Below are 23,023 nucleotides of genomic sequence, written 5' to 3' on the forward strand. Positions count from 1 at the left end.
AACACTCCTGAAAAATTCAACACATGAAAATGAAATGTACCATTTCAGATCAGTACTCCCGTAGAAGCGGGCCAACTGCATCCCGTATTAAACGATTCCTTTTATTGGGATGCACCCTTTTGCCGGCTACATTTGGCTATGCACGGCAAAGCGGGTTGAACGAAAAAGTAAAACTGGATATTTCCCGTGCCTCCCTCTCCCAGGTGTTGAATGCATTGGGCTCCCAGAGTACTTTTACGTTCAACTATGTAAAACAGGATTTCGACAAAATTATGGTCAGCGATTTTAAACCGGACAACATCACGTTGAATGAGGCACTCAACCTGCTCCGGAATAAATCAGGCATAGAGTACAGCGTAAGCGATAAAGCGATCCTGCTGAGAAAAGCAGAAAAAGACCCGGTAACACAAACGACCCAGATAGCTGCCCGTAAAATTACTGGTAGAATTACTACCGAAAATAAAGAACCTATACCTGGTGTATCAGTATGGGTAAAAGGAACAAAAACAAGAACAGTGACCGATGCCGATGGCCGATATGAAATTGCCATTGAGAATGAAAAGTCAGTATTGGCATTTAGTTATGTAGGTTACGAAACAGTAGAAATGGTGGCAGGTAATTCTGAAAGCCTGAACCTTTCTCTTAAAGTAGCCAGCAGCGGATTAAATGAAGTAGTAGTATTAGGTTATGGTACCGCAAAGAAAGGTGACCTTTCTGCAGCTGTAGCAGTGATCTCGGATATGAAACCATTGAAAGAACGCCCGGTAATGGACGTTGGGAATATGATTCAGGGGCGCGTACCCGGTGTTACCGTGGTAAGCAATGGTGGCCATACCAGTGATGCCAATAAAATAGTGATCCGCGGTGTGGGGTCCGGTAGTGGTGAAAACGTATTGTATGTGGTAGATGGGGTGCCTGGTGCACCTTTTAATCCTGCGGACGTGGAATCCATGACTGTATTGAAAGATGCTGCTTCTGCTGCTATTTATGGTGCCTTTTCTGGTTCCGCAGGGGTAATTTTAGTTACTACCCGTCAGGCGGCGAAAGGAAAACCTTCTGTAGAGTATGCCGGTTTTATTGGCGCCAAAAATGCATGGCGTACACTGCAATCACTGACTGCAGAAGACGAAGCCAAAGTGTCTAACCTGGCACAGCAAAATGCCGGCCGGCCTCCACTGGAAGGATGGGATCCAGCCAAAAATCCTTATGGCGCGGTAACACGTACCGACTGGATGAAAGAAATATTCCGTACAGGTTTGATCCAGAGACATAACATCAGCGTAAATGCAGGAGGAGACAAGTTTTCTACCCTCTTCCAGGCCCGTTACGAAAATGAAGAAGGTACCCTGTTGAATACCTATAATAAAAATATTTCCTTAAGATTTAATACCATTTACGAGTTTTCAAAAAATGTAAAATTACGCCAGAACATCTTCTGGAATAATAATGATAACAGGGATGCAGAAACGGCCAGCGGTTATACTGGTATAATTACCTCTGCTATTTACATGCCTCGCTCTGCCACCCCTTACTATGCGGACGGAACATTCGGAGGAACAGGTCCACGTGATGGCGTTTATAACGGGATATATGGTGATGCGGTAAACCCGGTAGCTACCCTGCTCAGGAACCAACCTTACAACAAGAAAAGTGACCTGCAGTCTGTTACCGAAGTAACTGTATCAGACATCCTGCCGGGACTAAGCTATCTGACCCGGTTTTCTTACCGCCAGAGCAACGGCTTGTGGAAAAATTTTGAGCCTAAAAGAACAGAACCCGGAAAACCAAGTGAGCAAAATAAATTGTCTTACTCCAGCGATAAAGACTATCACTGGATTTGGGAAAATACTTTGAACTATAACAAAATCATTAAGAAGCATAACATCGGTGCCATGGCGTCTATCACGGCCCAGGAAGAATCCCACCGTAATTTTACAGCTGCTGCCATGACCTTCGAAAATGAAGCTCCCTGGGCACAGTTCTTTATCAATGCCGGTGTTTTTGACCGTACCCAACCCACCGATGATGAATGGAAAGACAGATCAGCTTCCTATGTTGGAAGAATCGCTTACAGCTGGGCAGATCGCTATTTTGTAACTGGTAGTTTCCGTTATGATATTGCCGGCAGGCTCGCGGAAGGGTATCGTGGTAAAGGATTCCCGGGTGTAACCGCCGCATGGAAGATCAGTTCTGAACCTTTCTTCCAGGTGGCTGCAGTAAACCTGCTTAAAGTAAGAGCCAGTTGGGGAAGGATAGGTAACTATGGTTCTATTCCAAACTACTACGGTTATCCAAAGCTATCAGCTGACTATACTTACCAGATCGGTAATGGTGCGCCACGTGCCAACTCTCTGGCAATGAGCAAGTCTTTTAATCCTACCCTCTCCTGGGAAACTTCTCAGCAAACAGATATCGGTATCGATATCAGCATGCTGAAACAACGCCTGAATATTACTGCAGATTATTTTGATAAACTGACTTATGACCTGATCCAGGAGCAAACTGCAGCATGGCCTAAAACCTATGGAATAGATCCTCCCATGATCAATCAGGGAAAGATCGGTAACAAAGGATTTGAAGTAGCCGTAAACTGGAATGATCGTATTGGAACAGTGGGCTATACAGTGGGTGCCAATATCGCCACCTTAAAGAACAGGGTCGTAGCTATTGATGATAATCCTAATTCTACCTGGTTACATGGTGATGCTTTCCGAGGATCTTTAACACCATTCCGTTCCACTGTAGGACAACCATTTTATTCTTATTACCTGATCCAAACAGCTGGTATCTTCCAGTCTGATGAAGAAGCAAAGGCTTATATGAAAGATGGTAAAAGGATACAACCATTTGCTAAAGCAGGCGACCTGAAATTTGTAGATGAAAATGGGGATGGTTCAATTTCAGACAATGACCGCGTATACATGGGCAATGCGTTCCCTAAAGTAACCTATGGATTTACTGCCGGCGTTAACTGGAAAAATTTTGACATGACCCTGTTCTTCCAGGGAGTAGGTGGGGTAAAACTGTTCAATGCCTTTAAGATGACTACCTTAAGCGGTTCTGAACAAGGTTACAACCGTTGGGACAAAATATTGGATGCGTGGTCACCTACCAACAAAGGCTCCAATATTCCAATTATCTCCGCTGCTGACGCCAATACAAACTTTCAGACAACTTCCGACTGGTATCTGGAAAATGGTAACTACCTGAGATTAAAGAATCTGCTCATTGGCTACACCTTTAAGAAAATGAGCTGGAACCAGGGATTGCGCGTATTCTTCAGCGGCGACAACCTGCTTACTTTCACCAAGTATACCGGTATGGATCCTGAAGTAGGTGGTTATGGACTGGATGGTGGACAATTCCCGGTTTCCCGTGTGTTCTCTATTGGTGCTAATGTTAAATTCTGATCAAACAAAAAAGTATTATGAAAGCGAGAATCAATCATATCATCATATTGGCGGCTATGCTTACGGGCAGCAGTGCCTGTAACAAATGGGTAGATACCAAACCCAATGGAGCACCTACCACGGCTTACTTCTGGCAGAGTGATAATGACCTGAAAAAAGCGACGACAGACATGTATGCAGTGATGCGTAATGAATCTACCTGGGGGCGGGATCTTTTCTGGATGCAGGATGCCAGCGATGACCTCATCGTGGGAAGGGCAAAAGCAAACGGGGAAAATATCAAGAATTTTATTCCCAGTGGAAGAGAAGGATACATGACCGAAGGCTGGAACGATTTGTACAAAATGCTGAACAGGGCCAACCAGGTTATCCAGGGGGTACCTACTTCTAAAAACACTACAGAAGGTGCACGCAACCAGGCATTGGGCGAGGCTTATTTTGTCAGAGGCTTTGCACACTTCTGGATCGCTTATCTCTGGGGGCATAAAAACCAGGGCGTACCTTTCGATGGTCCTGAAAATCCTGAGTTCGGAAAACGTATTGCACCACAACTGAAGTCTGTAACAGATAACTATGCACAGATTGTGAGCGATATGCAGAAAGCTGCTGATCTGCTGCCACTGTTCGAAACATATAGCGCCGATAACCAGGGTAGAGCGCATAAGGCGGCTGCCTGGGGATATATGGTGAAAGCATACGCCTACTGGGCACAGTATGATCAATCCAAATGGGCACTGATACCGGCTTTGTGCGATAAAATTAAAACAGAAGGTCATCGGGCACTCATTACCGGAAAAGAAAGTGCTAAAGCTAATTACAGGGCCGTATTTTCTATTGCCAACAACTGGAGCTCGGAATATATGTGGTCGGTAACTTCTGGTGTACAGGGTGGTTCTGAATTTCCAGGTGTAGTACTGGAAAATACCGGATGGGGTATTTACAACGGATGGGGATATTTTCAGCCTACAGCTGAACTGTTTGACGCATATGAAGCCAACGACCCAAGACGTGACGTAACCATCCTTAATTTTGGCGATAAATTTACTTTCTTCGGAGTGGAACGCGCTTATTATTCTACCAATAGCTTATCAGGATTCCAGATGAATAAATACATGGAGCCGTATAGCTATGGGAAAAATAATGAACCAGGCTCTAATCCAAACATTAACCAAAGTGGCGATTATCCTACTACAGCACTGAACCTACCGCTGATGCGTTATGCAGAAATACTGCTGTTCAAGGCAGAAGCGCTGATCCAGCTGGGTAAAAGTGGTGAAGCAGCAGCTCCGCTGAATGAAGTGCGCAACCGCGTAGGATTGACATCCATCGCTAATCCTACTATGAACGACCTGAAACATGAGCGCAGAGTAGAACTGGCCTGTGAATGGACCGACAGATTACAGGATCTGAAAAGATGGGGTGATTATGCAGTGATCAATGCACCGCTTCACGGTCGTATCCATGCTAACAAGTTAGATCCTGCTTCTCCCTATACAATCCAGGAAGTATGGCCTAAGCGTAATTTCGATCCTAATAAACATATGGCATGGCCTATGAATCCGGACGAAGTTGCAAAAAGCAATGGTGCTTACAAACAAACACCAGGATGGTAAAATAATTGAACTGATAACTGAAAATAACGAATGCGGCATGGTTTCATGCCGCATTCGTTATTTAAAACCATTGCTGTATTTGATCCCGCTTAAGTTAGAAATTATTACTACTTTATACGGTAATGCTAACCACCATGCCCAAAATATTGCTCTTTACCATTATACTGTTCTGTTGCACTTGTCTTGAAATGAGTTGCGCTACCTCCGGGGCAGAACAGCCCCCTGATACGCTCTCCGTGGCAGTAAAGCCCCTGTTTAAGGACTTCATGGGTATTAACGGGCATGTTACCTTCAAACCGGCTTTATATGGGCAGGTTTGCCGCCTGGTGCGTAATTATCATAACATCAACTGGGATGTAAACGCAATAGGCGATTCTCTGGCAATACCGGTAACGGTCAATCATCTCAACTGGAAGAATGATGTATACGGCCCCTGGAAAAGTGCCGGCTTTGAAACAGATATCTGTTTGCAGTTCCTGAGTTTTGGGGTGGGCTCACCGGATTACCGGCAACGCTGGGCCGGCCATGAACAGTGGGCATATGATTATGGAAAAGCCATGGCCACCTATTACGGCCCTTCCGGTAAGGAAAAGCTAAATACTTCTTTCGAAATAGATAATGAACCCGGTAACAGGTTTGATCCGGCATTATTTAAAACACTCTTTACAAAAATGGCACAGGGGATCCGCGATGGGGATTCCATGCTGAAGATTGTAACACCGGCAGTGGTAGCTGGTAAAGGGGATAATTATTCACAGGGTTTAAATAGTTTTTATGGAGATAAAGACATACTACCCCTGTATGATATCATCAATTTACATACCTATGCTACCATAGAAAAAACGCTTACCAATGACAATTCCTGGAACAGAAGTTTTCCGGAAGATAATTCCCTGCAATACCTGAAAGTAATAGATGATGCCATCGCCTGGCGTAATGAACATGCACCCGGGAAGGAGGTATGGGTAACAGAATTTGGATATGATGCCTGTACACCGGCGGCCATGAAACAACGGAAAGACTGGGCCCTGAAGCTCAACTGGCAGGGCGCCAGCGATTTGCAGCAGGCACAGTACCTGGTGCGTTCTTTCCTGGTATTTGCTGCCCGCGACGTTCAACGCGCCTACTTATACTACTATAATGATGAAGATGAAGCTTCTTTCCATGCGGCTTCCGGGTTGACACGCAATTTTAATCCGAAGCAGTCTTTCTGGGCAGTGAAGCAGTTGTACCAGACACTGGGCGACTATCGCTTCCGCCGCATTGTACAAAAGAAAGAAGGAGCGTTGTATGTTTTTGAATTTGAGCAGAGTAAAGATCCGCAGTCGCTGATATGGGTAGCCTGGTCGCCTACCGGTGCCAGTACACAGTATAAAGACAGCTATCAGCCGCATGTAATAAAAGCAACACTCGATAAGCTGCCGGGATTGCCGGAGCGTATAACGGGCATGGCTACTGCAGATACACCCGCGCCACCTGTTGCCTGGGAAAAAGCAGGTGACAGCAGCATCCGGGTAACGGTAGGCGAAAGTCCTGTGTATATTACAATCCGTAAAAAATAAAAATCCCCGGCCTTACTGATGGTTTTTTAAATTAGCGGGATGAATCACCCAAAGACCAATACCCGGCGCCCGTTTGTTTTATCCGGAGGTGGCGCCCGTGGCTATGCCCACCTGGGCGTGTTAAAAGCATTTTCCGAACATAACATTTTCCCGGAAGCCATTTCAGCTACCAGCGCAGGATCTATCGCAGCCGCCTTTATATGCGATGGCTACACCACCGATGAGGTGAGAGAAATATTTAAACAACATAAGCTCGGGCTGTCTATGCAGTGGCGGAACTGGCGTGCCGGTTTCCTGTCTCTCAAAAAAGTAGAAGAAGTACTGAAGCAAACATTACGACATAAAACATTCGAAGAACTAGACATTCCTTTATACATTACGGCCACCAATTTTGTTACCGGCGATCAAACCATTTTCAGTGAAGGTGCCCTGATTCCGGCTATCCTGGCAGCATCTTCTGTGCCGCTGCTCTTCCCTCCGGTAGAAATCGGAGGCGCCCAGTATGTAGACGGCGGCCTGTCCGGCAACCTCCCCATAGAACCACTGATGGCACTATACAGGGATATCATTGGGGTACACGTAAACCCGCTGACGCCCTATAGCCCCACCAGCGGTTTCCTGGCCAATCTGGAAAGAACGCTGCACCTGGCTATCCGCGAACCGGTGTTGAAAAACAAGTTGCTGTGCAGCTATTTTATTGAACCCACAGCATTGGGAAAGTTTGGGATGTTTGAGTTCAACCACCTGGAATCGATCTATACTATCGGTCTCGACTATACGCGAAATTTATTGCAGCAGGAGCCGGCGATGTAAGGACTTAAAATGAAAATCTAAGTTCCGTCATGTGGCTTCCTGGTATACATTCAAAATGAATCGATGAAAAAAATAATTGCAACGCTTACACTATTGATCGCCATCATGGCCGTCCATGCGCAACAAAAAGAAGTACCGGTATTCGTGTCAGGAACCGATGGCTATAAAGCATTTCGTATCCCTGCTTTTATCCGTTTGCCCAATGGAGAACTGCTGGCCTTTTGTGAAGGTCGTGTAAACGGCATGGATGATTATGGAGATATTGACATGGTGATGAAACGAAGCACCGATGACGGAAAAACCTGGTCCCCCCTGCAGGTGATAGCAGAATCAGGAGCATTGCAATTATCCAACCCCGGACCGGTAGTAGATCTCACCGACCCGGCATATCCCCGCGGCAGAATATTCTTTTTCTATAATACCGGCACGGAACGGGAAGGTGATATTATCAAAGGCAAAGGTATCAAGCGTTGTTACTATAAAACCTCGGCAGATGGTGGTCATACCTGGGACGCGCCGGTAGATATCACCTTACAGATACATCGTCCTAAACAACCGGGAATAGATCCGGCATTTAATTTTGCGGAAGACTGGCGCTATTATGCCAATACACCAGGGCATGTGATGCAGTTCCAGGAAGGGGTTTTTAAAGGCCGGATTTTTATAGCAGCCAATCATACTGCTGGTCCTGCCGTAGCACATGCAGCACACTATGTGGCACACGGTTACTATACGGATGATCACGGCAAAACATTTAAGGTGGGCAACAGCATCACAGTGCCAGGCAGCAATGAATCTATGGCAGTAGAGCTTTCCGGTAATAAACTGATGATGAACAGTCGCAATCAGAACCGGCAGGATATCCACGTGCGACTGGTGTCTATAAGCAGCGATGGCGGCGCTACCTGGGACACCACTTACCGCGATATGCAGCTCACCGATCCTGTTTGCCAGGGTAGTATCCTGAACATAGGCCGCTCCGGTAAAAAGAATATACTGGCATTCTGCAATGCCGCGGACTCACTGGAAAGAGATGACCTGACACTCCGCATCAGCTTTGATGATGGGCAAACCTGGAAAAAAAGTTATCGTATTTATAAAGGCAATGGTTCCCGCAAAGCAGGTTACGCATATGCTGCTTATTCAGACATTGTAAAGCTGGGCAGGAAAAAAATAGGCGTGCTGTATGAAAAGGATCAATATACGTCCATCGTTTTTACAGTGGTGAACTGGAAGTAATGGTAGCGTCTTATGGCCAGTAGTATCCCTGCCATATAAGTTTATTTACCTCAAATATAGGCTGGCAGCTTGTTGTCGGCCTTTTGTTTTATCCCCCCGGCATCATTGTCGCAAAGTCTACTCTATTTTGTCGTATTCCCCCTTCCTGCGTGTTGAATAGTCATGGTATGTTTGCATTAACAAAAACGATCACAATAAAAACTTATAAAAATGAACACAGCAACAAAAAACCTGATCACCGTATCTGCCATTGTAAATGCACCAGTTGCAAAAGTTTGGGATGCTTGGACAAACCCCGTACACATTATTAAATGGAACAGTGCTTCCGATGACTGGCATACGCCTAAGGCAGAAAATGACATCCGCACCGGCGGAAAATTTCTGTCACGCATGGAAGCAAAAGATGGCAGCTGGGGTTTTGATTTCGCCGGAGTATATGACGAAGTAAAAGATCATGAACTGATTGCCTATACGCTTGGTGATGGCAGAACCGTAGCCATTACTTTTGAAGGCGAAGGTAATACCACCAAAGTAACAGAAACCTTTGAAGCCGAAGCAGAGAACTCCCTGGAAATGCAGCAGAGCGGCTGGCAGGCTATCATGGATCATTTCAAAAAGTATACAGAAACATTAACGGAGACAACGATGGTATAAGCCCGCTCCTGGCGAAATAATCTTCCCTCTATATATTTTCAACAGCCGCATGAATCGTAGATTTATGCGGCCTTTTTTGTAATGACCGGAAATGAACACTGCTGTACTGAAAGTGAACATTGGAAAAGTTGTATCTGTCATAAAATAATGATTATCAATTATTATTCATCAGGTATTGTATTTGTGGAATGGATCATTCTTGTATCGTAGCTTACCGTTTTTGCAATGGACATACATTCATTTTATTCTTTTTAATAGCAGTAAAATGTTCAAAAACAATATCCGGATTATTTGGCGCAATCTCCTGAAGGATCGCCAGTTTACTTTGCTGAATTTATTAGGACTTTCTACCGGTCTGACCTGCTCCTTATTACTCTGGCTATGGATCAGCGATGAGCGACAGGTGAATAAATTCAATGAAAAAGATCAGGACTTATACCAGGTGATGGCGAATGTGAAAAGTAATGATGGTATTTATACCATGAACAATACGCCGGGGCTGTTGGGGAAAGCATTAAAGGAAGAAATACCTGAAATTGAATATGCGGTATCTGTACTCCCGGCTTCGTGGTTTCCATTCAAAGGGATCATTACCATTGGTGATACCCGTATAAAAGCAGGCGGGCAGTATGTCGGGAAAGATTATTTCAATGTATTTACCACCCATTTGATAGCGGGAGACAAAAACCAGGTATTGCAGGATAAATCCAATGTGATGATTTCTGAAGAGCTGGCGCGTAAATTTTTTAATACTACCACCGGTGTGGTGGGTAAAACACTGAAGTGGGATGCAGGGGAATTCAGCGGTTTGTATACGATCTCCGGAATATTCAAAAGCAATCCCCCTTCTGCTACAGAGCAGTTTGACCTGATGTTTAGTTACGACCTGGTGCTCGAAAAGAGGCCTGGATTATTGGAATGGGGTAATATGGATCCGAACACGTTTGTTATTGTAAAGGATAAAACAAACATTGACCAACTCAATCATAAGATTGAGAATTTTATAGCGGGCAAAAAAAAAGAGGCAGGTACTCGCTTGTTTCTTGCACGGTTTTCCGATCAATATCTGTATGGAAAATATGAGAACGGTGTACAGGCCGGCGGAAGAATTACCTATGTGAAAATGTTTTCCATTATTGCTATTCTGATATTGCTGATAGCCTGTATCAATTTCATGAATTTATCTACGGCAAAGGCTTCGCGCAGAATGAAGGAAATAGGTATTAAGAAAGTAATGGGCGCCAGTCGGGGTACCCTGATTGCACAATATATGGGAGAGTCTATGTTGATGACCTTCCTGTCGCTGCTCCTGGCCATCATTTTTGTTTTCTTCCTGATACCTGTTTTTAATGAAATTTCCGGTAAACAGTTAAATCTGCATTTCAGTATAGAACTGATGTTGACAGTATCAGGGATTGCACTGATCACTGGTTTGGTGGCAGGCAGCTATCCTGCTTTATATCTCTCCGGATTTAACCCGGTAGCGGTTTTGAAAGGAAAGCTCAATACTTCTTTTGGAGAGGTGATGGTGCGTAAAGGGCTGGTGGTATTCCAGTTTACGCTGTCTGTAGTATTTATTGCAGCAGTGTTGATCGTGTATAAACAATTGAGTTTTATCCAATCAAAGAACCTGGGGTATAACCGGGAACATTTGATTCATTTTGAAATTCCATTGGAAGAGGACTCTGTAAAAATAGCTCATGCAGCGGCTTTTGTAGAAGAGTTGAAAGCAATTCCAGGTGTGGTAAATGCCTCCAGCTATTATCATAACCTCATGGGCGCACATGGTGGAACTTCTTCGCTGAAATGGCCTGGAAAGGATCCTCATGCTGATTTCGATTTTGCAAATATTGAAGTAGGATATAATTTTCTGGAAACGGCCGGTATCAATATTAAAGAAGGACGTAACTTTTCTGCCAGCAATAATGCGCACAGGGAAATCGTCTTTAACGAAACCGCAATTAAAAGAATGGGGTTAAAAGATCCTGTTGGCAAAACCATCCGGTTGTGGGGAGAGGACCGGCAGATAGTGGGTATAGCCACTGATTTCAATTTTGAATCATTATATCAGTCGGTACAGCCCTGTTTCTTCCAGGTATACCCGGTAATGCCCAATATCATGGTGAAGGTGAGCAGCGACAGGGAGGAACAAGCGATTGCCGGTATCCGTAAAGCGTTCCAGCGGTTTAATCCGGGAATGGCATTTGAATACCGCTTCCTCGACGATGATTATCAGGCCATGTACGTCGCCGAAATGAGAATTGGTAGCTTATCCCGTTATTTTGCTGGTTTAGCTATCATTATATCCTGCCTGGGTTTATTTGGACTGGCAGCTTTTACTGCTCAAAGGCGGCAGAAGGAAATCAGCATCCGCAAAGTGATTGGTGCATCTGTGAGTAATCTGACGTTATTGCTATCCAGGGACTTTTTTAAACTGGTATTCCTGGCAGTGGTCATCGCATTCCTGCTGGTGTGGTGGGGAATGAATTACTGGTTGGGTTATTTTGCTTATCGTATTCATATAGGGCCGGATATATTCCTGATCACCGCTGGTGTTATTACAGCGATTACGTTGTTGACAGTGAGTTTTCAGGCTATTAAAGCGGCAGTAGCTAATCCGGTAAAATATTTGAAAGGGGAGTAGGTATTACTCCCCTTTTTCTGTAAGTCGCTCTTTTAATAGTCGTTGCAGCAGAGGCAAACTATCAATTTCATTGGTAAGCTCTTCATTCCGCTCGTAAATTATTTTACCGGATTTGTCGATGAGCAATAATAACGGGAGAGCCGTAGCGGCAAATGATTTTCCTAACGGCTCATCATTAAAAACTTTTATCCAACTGATCTTGTACTTCGCTACTGTAGCTAAAAATGCAGTAGAATCATCATGCACGGTATTGCTGATAATTTCCAACTGATCTGTACTATAAGTGTCCCTGATTTTTTTGATGGCAGGTAATTCTGCAACACAGGGAGTGCACCAGGAAGCCCAGAAATTAAGCAATACATATTTATTACGGTAATCCTGCAGTGCTATCTTATGTTGATAGATATCGGTCGTTATAAAATCCGGTGCCATCGCATTTTTGCGCACTTCTCTTCCTGCGAGTATTGCCAGGATGGCTGCTCCTTCCGGTGAATTTTTTAAGTTGTCTGGAAAAATGGAATGGTATAATTTTCTGAGTGTGGCTACTGTTATATGTTGATATCCGGGCGGAACGCTCGCTCCCATATATACTATTTCTGTACGAAATATCCAGAAGGAATAGTATTGTGATTTATTGTTGATGAGAAATTGCAGTTTTTTGTCTTCTACTGTTTTTATTTTATCGAAGAATACCTGTCGTTCCGGACTGTTTAAATCCATAACGGCGGCGGCATGCATTTTCCAATAGTCATCCTTATCTTTTTGAGCTGCCCCGATAAATGATTGTAGCTTTTCTTCTCCTGACTTTTTTACATCCAGTGCGTTCACTAAGCGCGGATATTTTTGCGCCGGCGAGAAACGGATGAAGGCGGTTTTGTTCGCTACCCAATAGGAGCCTCCGTTGAATTTTTCACCTTCCTTTGGATAAATATGGATCGTAGCATACCGGGAGAAATAATTACCGGAAATAGTCATTTCATGATTCACAAAATGAGGTGCTACCTTGATGACATCTTTTCCATCATCATAATCAATGACAAGGATTTTTTCATTGACGGTAGCCGGGATAATTATTTTAACGGTAAAACGTTTGTCTTCTGCGATGGAAGGGTGCAGGTATGCTAGTAGCAACAGGCATTTAAACAGGATACTCGGCATGTTTTTTCATTGTTACACCGAAAGTAGGGGATTCATTGTTTTGTTGTAGAAGAGCGTGTTGCAATTTTTTGTTAAATGTATTTTACCAGGTGCTATGTTATCTTTCATAAAAAATCTTCCTGTGTATTACCAGGAAGATTTTTATAGCCTTAGTAGTTTACATATTTTTCATCAAACGTTCCATCTGCATATAAGTCAATCAGTCCGTAACCTGGTGCGGTTTCCCGGTTGTTGCCTTTCCACCAGCTGCCGCTTACGGCGCCATTACAGAGATAGGTGACATTGTTGTAAACTACCTTATCACGTAGGTGTATATGTCCGCTTAAACACAGCTTTACATTAGGATGTTGATAAAATAATTTAATGATAGCGGCGGTATCGGTATGCATATCACCGCCCAGCATTTCCCATTTGTTCACAATGTTATCTTCAATCATCAACGTAGCGGTGAGAATAGGAATATGTGACAGTACACATATGGGTGTGGTGGGAGAGGTGTTTTTTAATTCATTCTCCAGCCAGTTGAATTGCGCTGCCCCTAATTTTCCGATGTACCAGGTGCCGTCAATATCGAGGTGCACACTATCCAGACAAATGAACTTCCAGCCATTTCTGGAAAAGCTGTAATAGGGTTTGGGTAGTTGCAGTTGTTCAAGAGCGTATTGTTTGCCGTATAGGGCCTGGGTTTTGTTCTGCTCCTGCCACCAGATATCATGGTTGCCGAGCACATAATGTACCGGCAAACTGCATTCTGCAGTCATTACCGAATGCAGCAGCTGCCATTGGTTGCGGATGGTGGTTAGTTCTTCCTTGTTCATATCAAACACAATATCGCCGCCATTCAGGATGAAATCCACTTTGGGCGTTTGTTGCTGTACATGGTGCAGGCAATCACGCAGATGCCTGGGGGCATCGAAATCATTTTTTAAGTGAATATCTGTCAGGTGCGCTATTCTTAGCGCGGGTGTTTCTTTTGAAAGCAGCCGTGAATAGGGAAGGGCTGGTGCCAGTAACAGGCCGCCCATTTTCTTTAGCAGAGATCTTCTTTGCATCATGTATGGATCCGATTAGCATTAAAAAAGCAGGCAGCTCGTTACAACTGCCTGCAAAAAAATAATTTATCAGTTAACCTTGCTGGTTATGCCGGCAAAGTTAGAAATATGTGGAAACCCTGTATATTATGATCCTGTTAAAAAACTGTTTACTCCTTTACGGGAGCCTGCGTGATGGCTTCCTGCTTTGATTTATAGATGTAGGCGGCTATTGCAGCCGCCAACAATGTTTCCACGAGCATATAGGCCAGTTGTGTGGCTATTTGCTGTGGTGTGAAGAAGATAAAACCGGATACCCCTGACAGGCGCTTGTAATATTCTATAAAAAAGAAGAGGTTCCCTAAAACGTTTCCGAAGAAATAGGAAGCGGCGGCAAATATAATGGCACTCCTGAAAATTTCATTTTTCTGGATAGATGCTTTGATACGCTGTAAGTACAGGAAGGTAATGTAGGTCATCACCGATATAGAAATCACAACGCCCACTGCCGGCATAATTATTCTTACTGAAGGCTGATCATAACTAACGATGTCGTTTTGTAGCAACATGGTATATATCTGCGAATTCAGGTCGCCCAGAAATACTACCACCAGGACTGTCTTAGCGATATAGAGGATTTTTAGATTAGTTCCCTCTGCCGAATGAGACCGGTATTGCAGCAGCAAAAAGAATAGTAGCAGGATAGGATAAAAGAAATAATTGGGAACGCCTTCTGTCTCAAACTTACCACTATATGCAATGCATTGGTCCAGTATCAGCCACAAGCTGCCACATATCCAGGCGATTACTTCGTGCACTTTACTTTTGGTATAGAAGACAACAATAGAAAATATAAGCCCTGCTAATAGTACCAATAGGATAGCGCCACCAATAATTAAGAAAAGGGAAAGGTAACCGGAGTACATATTTTATATGGTTTAACGATGAATGAAGTTCGCCGCATATTCTCACCTATTGTGTTGAACACATGACATTTATCGACATAGATACAATAAAAATGGATGTTAAGTCCGTTTTTTTGGCCGAAAGGGCATATAATATGCATGCTTCGCTGCACTTCAAGCAAGATAAAAATGGCTTATTTGGCCGTTTTTATGGCCTCGGTGTTATATTTATTATACTAATATTAATATTTTGTAATATTATAGATACGACAAGCTTATTTTATCATAACTATTTGATTGTAATGTTGTTGTGATTTAAATAAAACCTTGTGCGCGTGTATGCTGCTTTACAGAGACATATGTACGGCGATTTGCCTGAAACCTTTAATCAGTCAGTGTTTCGGAGTAAATGTAGCATTTGGGGATCCCTTAAATACGAGCTTGAAGCGAGGAGAGCAGTATAAAATAAATTTCGGGATATTTAAAACTATTTAGGTTGTTCAACTATATAAGTGTACCTTGGGCGTAATTAATAAATAAAATATAATGCAACAAGGTACAGTTAAATTTTTCAATGAATCCAAAGGATTTGGTTTCATTACTCCATCTAATGGTGGTCCAGACATCTTCGTTCACATATCCGGTATCACTGGTGAGCTGCGTGAAAATGACAGTGTAACGTATGATGTAGAAAATGGTAAAAAAGGATTAAATGCAGTTAACGTAAAAGTTATCTAATTTTATATATCTTACTCATTGAAAAAAAGTATGCTGAAAAGCATACTTTTTTTTTGTGCTTTTTTTTTGAGAAGCACCTGGCCGGTTTTTCCTGCTCTTTATAACTCAAGCTGGCTATTACATTGTATGTGGCATAGCATTTAATAAGATATACTCCCGTTGATGTCCTTTAAAATGCAGGCTGTCTGCCGACAAAGTGACTGTTCTGGTGACCAGCAATTCATCACTGATAACTACGCCATTTTTAAACGTGGTGTATCCTGTCCAGTGTGCAGGGCCAGGCACAACATCCACTTTCAGTTTTTTTGCATCTTTTTTAACAGTAATAGAGAGCTGTTTCAGGTCGTTGTCGAAGAAGCCTTCACTATTACCTTCCCGCTGTAACGTAACGGTTTGATGGCGTTCATCCAGCGCGATCACTTTTATCACCTGGGTACCAGGTCCTCCCAGTTCCCATGGTTGGGAAATGGTGTGCTGCCAGGAATCGCCTTCGTGGAGTGATGCACGGATAGGTCCCCATATCAATTCACTGTAGAGTAAGCCACTGGCACTGGTGTTCACGAATGATTTGCCATCGTAACTGTTGGTACCATTAAGGCCGATAACAGCTACTGCCTTACTTTCCGGCTGGCCGTCGTAGAGGTCTGTTTCGTTAAATACAGGGTTTGATCCGTCATTGTTGATTACTTCATACCTGCTGCTCCCACTTACCCTGTATACAACAGGCAAAAAATCATCTCCTGTATAAGCCATTGTCCTCGAATACACATTTGCCAGTGTATCTCCTTTCATCAATTTTAATGTAAAATAGCCAGGGACTTTAGTATGCTGGGCCTGACCGCTATAAGTAAGCCCCATTAATAGTAGTAAAGGGAAAAGAAGTATGTGCTTCATAAAAATGGTTTAACCCATGGAAGGTGGGAGTAAAAATGGGTTAGGGAAAATCATTTAAATGGATAGTGGGATATTTTCAATTATAGCGCTGCCCCATTCAACAGCCATTTGGGAAGGGGTCATAAAAAGAAGAAGCTGTCTCATTTTGAGACAGCTTCTTCTTTTATCAGATGTAGTGATGATTATTGTTTTACGAAGGTACGTACTGCTGTACCGAAGTTTCCATTAATGACTACATACTTAAGTGTTATAGTACTGCCGGAACGTATGATTATGGGATTTGAGATAGATAAACCACCAAGTGGTGTATTCTGCGAAGGGCCCTCAAAATGATCCACATCCGGAAATCCGATATAAAACGGAAATACGAAAGCTGGTGGAGCTCCTGCCACACCACCCACGTTATCAATGGTATATAACCCTGTACCAGCCTTTACAACATGCACAGGTTCACCATTGGTATTACGTACATAGGTGCCGCTGATATCATCGCTGGCAGGAACTGTGGTAACCAGTACCAGTCTCGCAGCGCTTGTCCGGTAGCCCCACAGATTTTTTGTGAGAAAATTAACCACATAGAAACCTGCATTAGCCGGGTCTACATTGTTGGATTCCGGTGTGAGCTGAGTGGTGGTATTAGTGAGACTATCGAACCCGGTAGCGCCAGCATCCGTATAAGTACCACCAACACTTAAGGTAACCACTGGTGCGCCTTTCAGTGTAAGTTTAGGATAAACCGGTGTCACCATTTTCGTGTACACATTTTCCGATTTTTTTGTGCAGGCGGTGAACAGCAAAGTGCCTGCAAGGAAGATATATAATAACGCTTTCATGCCAAACAATTAATAGTTAAAAGAATGTTGAGGATGAAAAGCCAGTGGTATTATCACCAACGGCTTACTCCTTAATTTGCCCACCAAACTTTGTCGTATACCAGGTGATTGGTTTTAGGGGCATTCGGATTCCTGGTCAACTCTGAAGAGGGGTACAGGAATATGCCCGGCCACCTGCCAGCACCGATAATAGACGCTTTTGAAATAGTAAAGAAGGAAGGATATCCGGTTCTTCTCCATTCTGTCCAGGCTTCTATTGTTTGGTTACCATTCATGGCTGCCCATTTTTGTGTAATAATGGCCTTTAGCTGTGTTTCCAGGGCAGCTCCGGTGGGATAAGCGATTGCTGTCTGAGCAATATAGTCAGCGGCTCCATCGACTTCATAGGCCGCAAAGTTATCGGTGATACCCTGTTCGTACAGGCTCTTTGCATCACCTGTCAGCCAGCCTCTTGCAATGGCTTCTGCCTGCAGGAAATCTGCTTCATAATCCGTAATCAGTTTTACGGGAGCCAGTGCGGAAGCGGGGTTTGTTGCATTAGCACCAGTAGCTGCGGATGGTGAAGAAACCGTAGTAGTGGGAGGATTATTGAAGCTCCCCTGTGGAATGCCTACCACAGTAGTTCCTACCGGGGCATAAAACGCGTTCAGCCTGGGGTCACTATTACCGCTGTAAAAACCAACAGCAGTGGAGCTGGCAACCAGGTTAGGTGTTTTTGACAGTACGGTACCGGCTAATGCACCATAAAGCGGATTTTGCTGACCACCGGTAGAGTTAAAGTTTTGCAAAGCTGATTCTCCGGGTTGAACAAAGTCTGCCCCTTGCAGCGATTTCACTATAGTAGCTGCTCTGGCTGGATCTTTTTTCGCCAGGCGCAAACCTACTCTTAATTTAAGGGTATTGGCAAAGCGGTGCCATTTATCCATGTCGCCTCCGTAAATGAGGTCGTCAATGTCAGGAGTGGCCTCGTCCGGGTTGATTAATTTCGTGGCGTCATCAATCATTTTTACCAATCCGTTATAAATATCACTTTGCGATTCATATTTCGGATTCAGGATCGATGTAGCGGCATCGCCCTGTAAGGCTTCACTGAAAGGTACATCGCCCCATAAATCCGTAGTAAGCTGAAAGGAGTATGCTTTCAACAACATAGCGATTGCCACATATTGTTTCTGATTGGTAGTATTTCCCTTATCAATTACTTTCTGCAGATTTTCGAGGGCATCTATCTCCAGGTTGCCCCACACGTTGCCAAAATCGCCTTCAGCAGGAGAATATTGGTCCAGGTTTTTGTATTGAGAAGAGTTGGGACTCTGCGTCCAGTATTGTGCCCAGATACCGCCATTGATTGATAAGGTATTGCCAACAGCATATGTAAGTCCCGTTTCGGCAGAAGGAAGCAGCACATTCACCGGCACATCTACCGCATTGTTGGGATCTTTATTTACATCCAGGAACTTTTTGCAACCTACTGACGAGAGCAGTAAGGTTGACAGAAAGAATAGTGCTATTATATTCGTTTTCATCAATTTAAATTTTTAGGCCCGGTTGAAATTAGAATGATACATCTACTTTAATACCCATGTTCCTGAGCGAAGGACTGGATAAGAATTCATATCCCTGTACGTTACTGGCTCCCTGCGCGTTGATTTCCGGATCAGCAAACTGGTTGGATTTAGGTACCCACAGGAACAGGTTATTGCCATAAAGTACTATACCCAGTTTGGTAAATGGTGTATGTCTTAACATAGACTGGCTGAAAGTATAGCCTATAGAAGCCTCGCGCAGTTTAACATAGCTGGCGTCTATGATGTTTTCTCCGGCTGGCAGAACACTTGTAAAGTAATCGTACGGACGGAATTTGACAGTGGTATTATTTACAAATTTACCGGTACCATCATCGTATACGGAGTTTGGAAATACATAATCCTGTCTGCCATTAACAGCCGTTTCCTTTGCATATCCACCAAAGTCAATTACGCTCTTGGTGTTTGAATAGAATACACCTCCCTGTTTGGTATCAAACAGGAACTTCAGCATAAATCCTTTGTAGGAAACACTACCGCCGAAGGAAGCCATATAATCAGGCAGGTAAGAACCATAATAGTTGGTGGCGTTGTTAAGTGGTTGCCCTGTTGTTTTGTCAACAATCACTTTGCCGCTCGCCGGATCAATAGCCAGACCGGTGCCATAGAAAGTACCATATTTTCTTCCTTTGGCAGCTACCTGTGCCATCGCAGTAGTACCACTGATACCGCCGCTAATAGCTACCTGGTCCAGTTTATCGTTGATCTCAACTACTTTGTTATCTAATTTACTGAAGGTACCAAAGAGGTCTACGCGCAATCCGTAAGAAGTATTCACGGGCGTTGCCTTTAAACCTATTTCCAGCCCTTTGTTGGTCATTTCTCCCACATTCAGCGTAATGTTATTAAACCCGGAGCTGTTAGGAATAGGAACATCTACGATCTGGTTGGTGGACTTGGTACTATAGTAAGTAACATCCAGGTTGATAATGTTTTTCAGGAAAGACAACTCTGTTCCTACTTCAAAGGAAGAGGTAAACTCAGGCTTCAGGTCAGGGTTTCCGATGAGCGTACGGCGTGCAAAGCCAGGAATAGTGTTGTTGTTGCTCGAAATTGGAAACAGGATTTCACCAAAGTCGCCATTCACATCAGTTTTGGTATAAGTGGTTTGCAAGCGATAGGGAGGAGCATCTGCGCCTACTTTCGCATAACTAACCCGTATCTTTCCGAAACTCAGCACATCTGCAAAAGACTGGTCTTTATACAACTCTGAAAATACAAAAGCACCGTTTACACTTGGGTAAACATAGGAGTTGTTATTGGTTGGCAGGGTAGAGGAAATATCATTACGGATAGTTCCACCCAGGAAGAGCATGTTCTTATAGTCGAAATCAGCTTCTCCATAAAAGCCATACAATCTTCTTTGCGTAAGTGTATTGGTAGAATTAATAGGGCCGTTGGAGTTATCCAGGTTATAGAAATCAGGCACTATCAAACCGCCGGTGGTATTGGTCGCCGAGAAAAGATTGTTATTGGTGGTCATCCTCACGTTATTACCGCCCAATAATTTCATGTTCAGGTCTTTGGTCAGCGCTTTGGTATACGTGATGATCAGGTCATGGTTGATCTGGCTGTAGTTGGTAACATCCTGAGTATATTTACCATTATCATTCCAGTTATTGTTTGCATAAAACGGATCGGCTGGCTGATAGAAGTATTTGGCGCCTTTTTCATACCTGCGATCGCTGTATATATCCGCACCTATACGTTCTGTGATATCCAATCCGGCAATAGGTTTGTAGCTCAATGAAATTGTTCCGTTCACACGCTCTACAGAGTTGTTGTTTTTATAATTCTGCAGCAGGAAGTATGGGTTTTTCGTATAGGCACCATAATATCCGTAGCGGGGCACACCTGCGTCATCTATAAATGTACCGTTGAAAGGATTGCTGAGATCTTTGAAATCAACGATAGGGGCATCCCTTGGCTGCTGGAATATGGAGTTGTAAACAGAGTTGGTTTGTCCGCCTAAAGGCAACTGGCTGGAGATATTGGTATATCCGATAGACGCCTGGCTGGAAAACTTCTCAGAAAACTCAGAAGAACCACTGAATCTTACACTATATTTATTGTAGTTGGTGGTAGGAATAATTCCTTTATTATTTAGTGCACCTACTGACAGGAAATAAGTGGATTTTTCATTACCACCGGAAACAGTGAGGTTATTATTAAAGGTTTGACCCTTGTCAAAGAAATCCTTCACGTTGTTTGGAATGGCTTTGTATTCTCTTAGTTGTTGTTTGCCATTAATAATTTGGCCCCATGGTCTTTCTTTACCATCAAAAGGCTCACCCCAACTGAAGTTTTCCCTTCTGTCATCCGCAATACCTGCGTAAATGTTACCCTGTCCGAATTCATTCTGGAAATCAGGATATTTCAGGATGCTGGACAATTGATAGCTGGTGCTGAAGTTGATCTGTGCAGGGGAGTTCTTTTTACCTTTTTTGGTAGTGATCAGGATGGCACCGTTAGACGCGATACTACCATACAATGCGGCAGCAGCTGGTCCTTTCAGTACGGTGATACTTTCGATATCATTCGGGTTGATATCATTTCCTCTGTTACCGTAATCCACCTGGTCATTCAGGAAGTCGGCGTTCCGGATATTATCATTGCTGACAGGAATACCATCGATAACAAAAACCGGCTGGTTACTACCACTGAAAGAAGTAGGACCACGCAGGGTAATCCTGGAAGAAGCACCCGGTGCATATCCTGAAGTGATACTTAAGCCGGCTACCTTTCCGGTAAGTGCATTGATAGGGCTGGTGTTGTCGCCAATGTCTTCTTTATTGATAGTGGCTACAGCATAACCAAGACTTCTTTTTTCTCTTTTTACACCCTGACCTGTTACCACTATTTCTGTTAACGAAGTGCGGATAGACTGTAAAGAAATATTGTATTTAAGACTGGAAGTAACAGGTACTTCCTTGTCGGTGTAGCCGATGAAAGTAAATACAAGGACATCGCCTTGTGATGCTGTTAATGAAAAATCACCTTTGGGATCTGTTGCAGTCCCTGTATTGGTGTTCTTAATTCTAACGCTTACACCCGGTAAGACAGATCCATCTTCCTGCGCCGTCACTTTACCGGAAATCTTTTGCTGGGCAAAAGTGAGTAAGGGCACTATTAACATAACCAGTGCCAGGAAAGCTTTGCGTAAAGCCCTCTTTGGTTCCTTATTTGCACCAGAGATGAAAATAATAAGATGAGTTGTTTTTTTCCTCATAAACTTGATTTTGGTTGTGGTTTATTTAATGAAATTTTTTAATCGTGCTGGCAAATTCAACCCGTGATACGGAGGGCCATTAGAGGGTAAAAATGTATTATAGTATGGGATCATTGATTGATCATTTAATGATGAGAGCGGTAGTATTTTTAATTAGAATTTTAGTTGTTGCACGAATCCCCATGTATAAAGGCATAGCACAGCCCTTACAGCTTTTTATTTGCTGAATTTTATACGAATGAATCTTCCGTTAGTACAGTAATACCATTAAACAAGACTATAGCCGAAAAAGTTCTTTAAACTTAAGGACCTTCCTCTTCGTATAACTCATTCTTCGTTCATTACACGTATTGTTTACATGGTGGAGGACAAAGGCGTAAACTGAGGGAATGCTTTTTACGCAAAGACAATTTTCTCATAAGCAATATTGATTTCTCATAAGCGAATTCTCATAAGCGATTCTTAAGCAATGTAGTGGCTAAACACACCGCTACCATCCTGATTACGTTCGTCATCTCTTAGGTTAAAATGGTAATAACACTGCCAGAAATTAATAGCTGATGCTTTAATGATGAGCTATTAAAGGTGTGATCGTACTGGTATTCAAATTTTGGTAGTTGTTACGCGCAGGATATTTTCACTAATAGAAACATCTTGCAGACATTAGATTTTGTTTGTTGATAATAAATTTAATCTCGTTTTTCCTTTTCTGTT

At 43.3% G+C, this 23,023-nt stretch carries 15 protein-coding genes; 8 read left to right on the forward strand and 7 right to left on the reverse strand.

Annotated elements, in window-relative coordinates; translation table 11 throughout:
• Positions 1 to 23 precede the first annotated feature (23 nt).
• From AB4Z08_RS11650 to AB4Z08_RS11680, 7 genes are all read left to right on the forward strand, one after another.
• Positions 24 to 3,410 (forward strand): SusC/RagA family TonB-linked outer membrane protein, encoded by a 3,387-nt coding sequence (locus tag AB4Z08_RS11650; RefSeq protein ID WP_441573904.1) that lies wholly within the window; start codon positions 24 to 26, stop codon positions 3,408 to 3,410.
• Between the two features lie 17 nt (positions 3,411 to 3,427).
• Positions 3,428 to 5,023, forward strand: a complete 1,596-nt coding sequence (locus AB4Z08_RS11655) for a RagB/SusD family nutrient uptake outer membrane protein (protein WP_441573905.1) — start codon at positions 3,428 to 3,430, stop codon at positions 5,021 to 5,023.
• Between the two features lie 134 nt (positions 5,024 to 5,157).
• A complete protein-coding gene (locus AB4Z08_RS11660; RefSeq protein ID WP_441573906.1) occupies positions 5,158 to 6,585 on the forward strand; it encodes a hypothetical protein in 1,428 nt (475 codons plus the stop codon).
• A 39-nt stretch (positions 6,586 to 6,624) separates the two neighbouring features.
• A complete protein-coding gene (locus AB4Z08_RS11665) occupies positions 6,625 to 7,398 on the forward strand; it encodes a patatin-like phospholipase family protein (protein ID WP_441573907.1) in 774 nt (257 codons plus the stop codon).
• Between the two features lie 63 nt (positions 7,399 to 7,461).
• Positions 7,462 to 8,637 (forward strand): sialidase family protein, encoded by a 1,176-nt coding sequence (locus AB4Z08_RS11670; protein WP_441573908.1) that lies wholly within the window; start codon positions 7,462 to 7,464, stop codon positions 8,635 to 8,637.
• A gap of 210 nt (positions 8,638 to 8,847) precedes the next feature.
• Entirely contained in the window at positions 8,848 to 9,291 is a 444-nt protein-coding gene (locus AB4Z08_RS11675; protein WP_441573909.1) for an SRPBCC family protein, read from the forward strand.
• A gap of 265 nt (positions 9,292 to 9,556) precedes the next feature.
• A complete protein-coding gene (locus AB4Z08_RS11680; RefSeq protein WP_441573910.1) occupies positions 9,557 to 11,935 on the forward strand; it encodes an ABC transporter permease in 2,379 nt (792 codons plus the stop codon).
• 3 nt (positions 11,936 to 11,938) lie between these two features.
• On the opposite strand, the gene AB4Z08_RS11685 is transcribed toward AB4Z08_RS11680, so the two are convergent.
• The 3 genes from AB4Z08_RS11685 to AB4Z08_RS11695 all read right to left on the reverse strand — a co-directional run bounded on the left by AB4Z08_RS11685 (position 11,939) and on the right by AB4Z08_RS11695 (position 15,050).
• A complete protein-coding gene (locus tag AB4Z08_RS11685; RefSeq protein WP_441573911.1) occupies positions 11,939 to 13,093 on the reverse strand; it encodes a TlpA family protein disulfide reductase in 1,155 nt (384 codons plus the stop codon).
• A 149-nt stretch (positions 13,094 to 13,242) separates the two neighbouring features.
• Positions 13,243 to 14,148 (reverse strand): metallophosphoesterase family protein, encoded by a 906-nt coding sequence (locus AB4Z08_RS11690; protein WP_441573912.1) that lies wholly within the window; start codon positions 14,146 to 14,148, stop codon positions 13,243 to 13,245.
• A 146-nt stretch (positions 14,149 to 14,294) separates the two neighbouring features.
• On the reverse strand, positions 14,295 to 15,050 hold the full coding sequence (locus AB4Z08_RS11695) for a hypothetical protein (protein ID WP_441573913.1): 756 nt from the start codon (positions 15,048 to 15,050) through the stop codon (positions 14,295 to 14,297).
• 525 nt (positions 15,051 to 15,575) lie between these two features.
• Between AB4Z08_RS11695 and AB4Z08_RS11700 the strand changes: the two genes are divergently transcribed.
• The gene (locus AB4Z08_RS11700) at positions 15,576 to 15,767 is read left to right on the forward strand and encodes a cold-shock protein (protein ID WP_133809298.1); all 192 of its coding nucleotides are present in this window, start codon (positions 15,576 to 15,578) and stop codon (positions 15,765 to 15,767) included.
• Between the two features lie 117 nt (positions 15,768 to 15,884).
• Here AB4Z08_RS11700 and AB4Z08_RS11705 read toward each other — a convergent pair whose 3' ends face one another.
• The 4 genes from AB4Z08_RS11705 to AB4Z08_RS11720 form a co-directional block, all read right to left on the reverse strand.
• Positions 15,885 to 16,661, reverse strand: a complete 777-nt coding sequence (locus tag AB4Z08_RS11705) for a hypothetical protein (protein WP_441573914.1) — start codon at positions 16,659 to 16,661, stop codon at positions 15,885 to 15,887.
• A 182-nt stretch (positions 16,662 to 16,843) separates the two neighbouring features.
• Complete coding sequence (locus AB4Z08_RS11710; protein WP_441573915.1) at positions 16,844 to 17,494, reverse strand: immunoglobulin-like domain-containing protein; 651 nt, start codon at positions 17,492 to 17,494, stop codon at positions 16,844 to 16,846.
• 71 nt (positions 17,495 to 17,565) lie between these two features.
• Entirely contained in the window at positions 17,566 to 19,020 is a 1,455-nt protein-coding gene (locus AB4Z08_RS11715; RefSeq protein WP_441573916.1) for a SusD/RagB family nutrient-binding outer membrane lipoprotein, read from the reverse strand.
• 28 nt (positions 19,021 to 19,048) lie between these two features.
• Positions 19,049 to 22,309 carry a SusC/RagA family TonB-linked outer membrane protein gene (locus tag AB4Z08_RS11720; RefSeq protein ID WP_441573917.1) on the reverse strand — a complete coding sequence of 1,087 codons (3,261 nt, stop codon included), beginning with the start codon at positions 22,307 to 22,309 and terminating at the stop codon, positions 19,049 to 19,051.
• Between the last annotated feature and the right edge of the window lie 714 nt (positions 22,310 to 23,023).

Source organism: Chitinophaga sp. RAB17 (genome assembly GCF_052114225.1).
In the GTDB taxonomy this organism is placed as follows: Bacteria; Bacteroidota; Bacteroidia; order Chitinophagales; family Chitinophagaceae; genus Chitinophaga.

Excerpts from the sequence above, each read along its gene's own strand:
- AB4Z08_RS11650 (WP_441573904.1), top strand. The coding sequence starts at position 24 with ATGAAAATGAAATGTACCATTTCAGATCAGTACTCCCGTAGAAGCGGG.
- AB4Z08_RS11655 (WP_441573905.1), top strand. The coding sequence starts at position 3,428 with ATGAAAGCGAGAATCAATCATATCATCATATTGGCGGCTATGCTTACG.
- AB4Z08_RS11660 (WP_441573906.1), top strand. The coding sequence starts at position 5,158 with ATGCCCAAAATATTGCTCTTTACCATTATACTGTTCTGTTGCACTTGT.
- AB4Z08_RS11665 (WP_441573907.1), top strand. The coding sequence starts at position 6,625 with ATGAATCACCCAAAGACCAATACCCGGCGCCCGTTTGTTTTATCCGGA.
- AB4Z08_RS11670 (WP_441573908.1), top strand. The coding sequence starts at position 7,462 with ATGAAAAAAATAATTGCAACGCTTACACTATTGATCGCCATCATGGCC.
- AB4Z08_RS11675 (WP_441573909.1), top strand. The coding sequence starts at position 8,848 with ATGAACACAGCAACAAAAAACCTGATCACCGTATCTGCCATTGTAAAT.
- AB4Z08_RS11680 (WP_441573910.1), top strand. The coding sequence starts at position 9,557 with ATGTTCAAAAACAATATCCGGATTATTTGGCGCAATCTCCTGAAGGAT.
- AB4Z08_RS11685 (WP_441573911.1), bottom strand. The coding sequence starts at position 13,093 with ATGCCGAGTATCCTGTTTAAATGCCTGTTGCTACTAGCATACCTGCAC.
- AB4Z08_RS11690 (WP_441573912.1), bottom strand. The coding sequence starts at position 14,148 with ATGATGCAAAGAAGATCTCTGCTAAAGAAAATGGGCGGCCTGTTACTG.
- AB4Z08_RS11695 (WP_441573913.1), bottom strand. The coding sequence starts at position 15,050 with ATGTACTCCGGTTACCTTTCCCTTTTCTTAATTATTGGTGGCGCTATC.
- AB4Z08_RS11700 (WP_133809298.1), top strand. The coding sequence starts at position 15,576 with ATGCAACAAGGTACAGTTAAATTTTTCAATGAATCCAAAGGATTTGGT.
- AB4Z08_RS11705 (WP_441573914.1), bottom strand. The coding sequence starts at position 16,661 with ATGAAGCACATACTTCTTTTCCCTTTACTACTATTAATGGGGCTTACT.
- AB4Z08_RS11710 (WP_441573915.1), bottom strand. The coding sequence starts at position 17,494 with ATGAAAGCGTTATTATATATCTTCCTTGCAGGCACTTTGCTGTTCACC.
- AB4Z08_RS11715 (WP_441573916.1), bottom strand. The coding sequence starts at position 19,020 with ATGAAAACGAATATAATAGCACTATTCTTTCTGTCAACCTTACTGCTC.
- AB4Z08_RS11720 (WP_441573917.1), bottom strand. The coding sequence starts at position 22,309 with ATGAGGAAAAAAACAACTCATCTTATTATTTTCATCTCTGGTGCAAAT.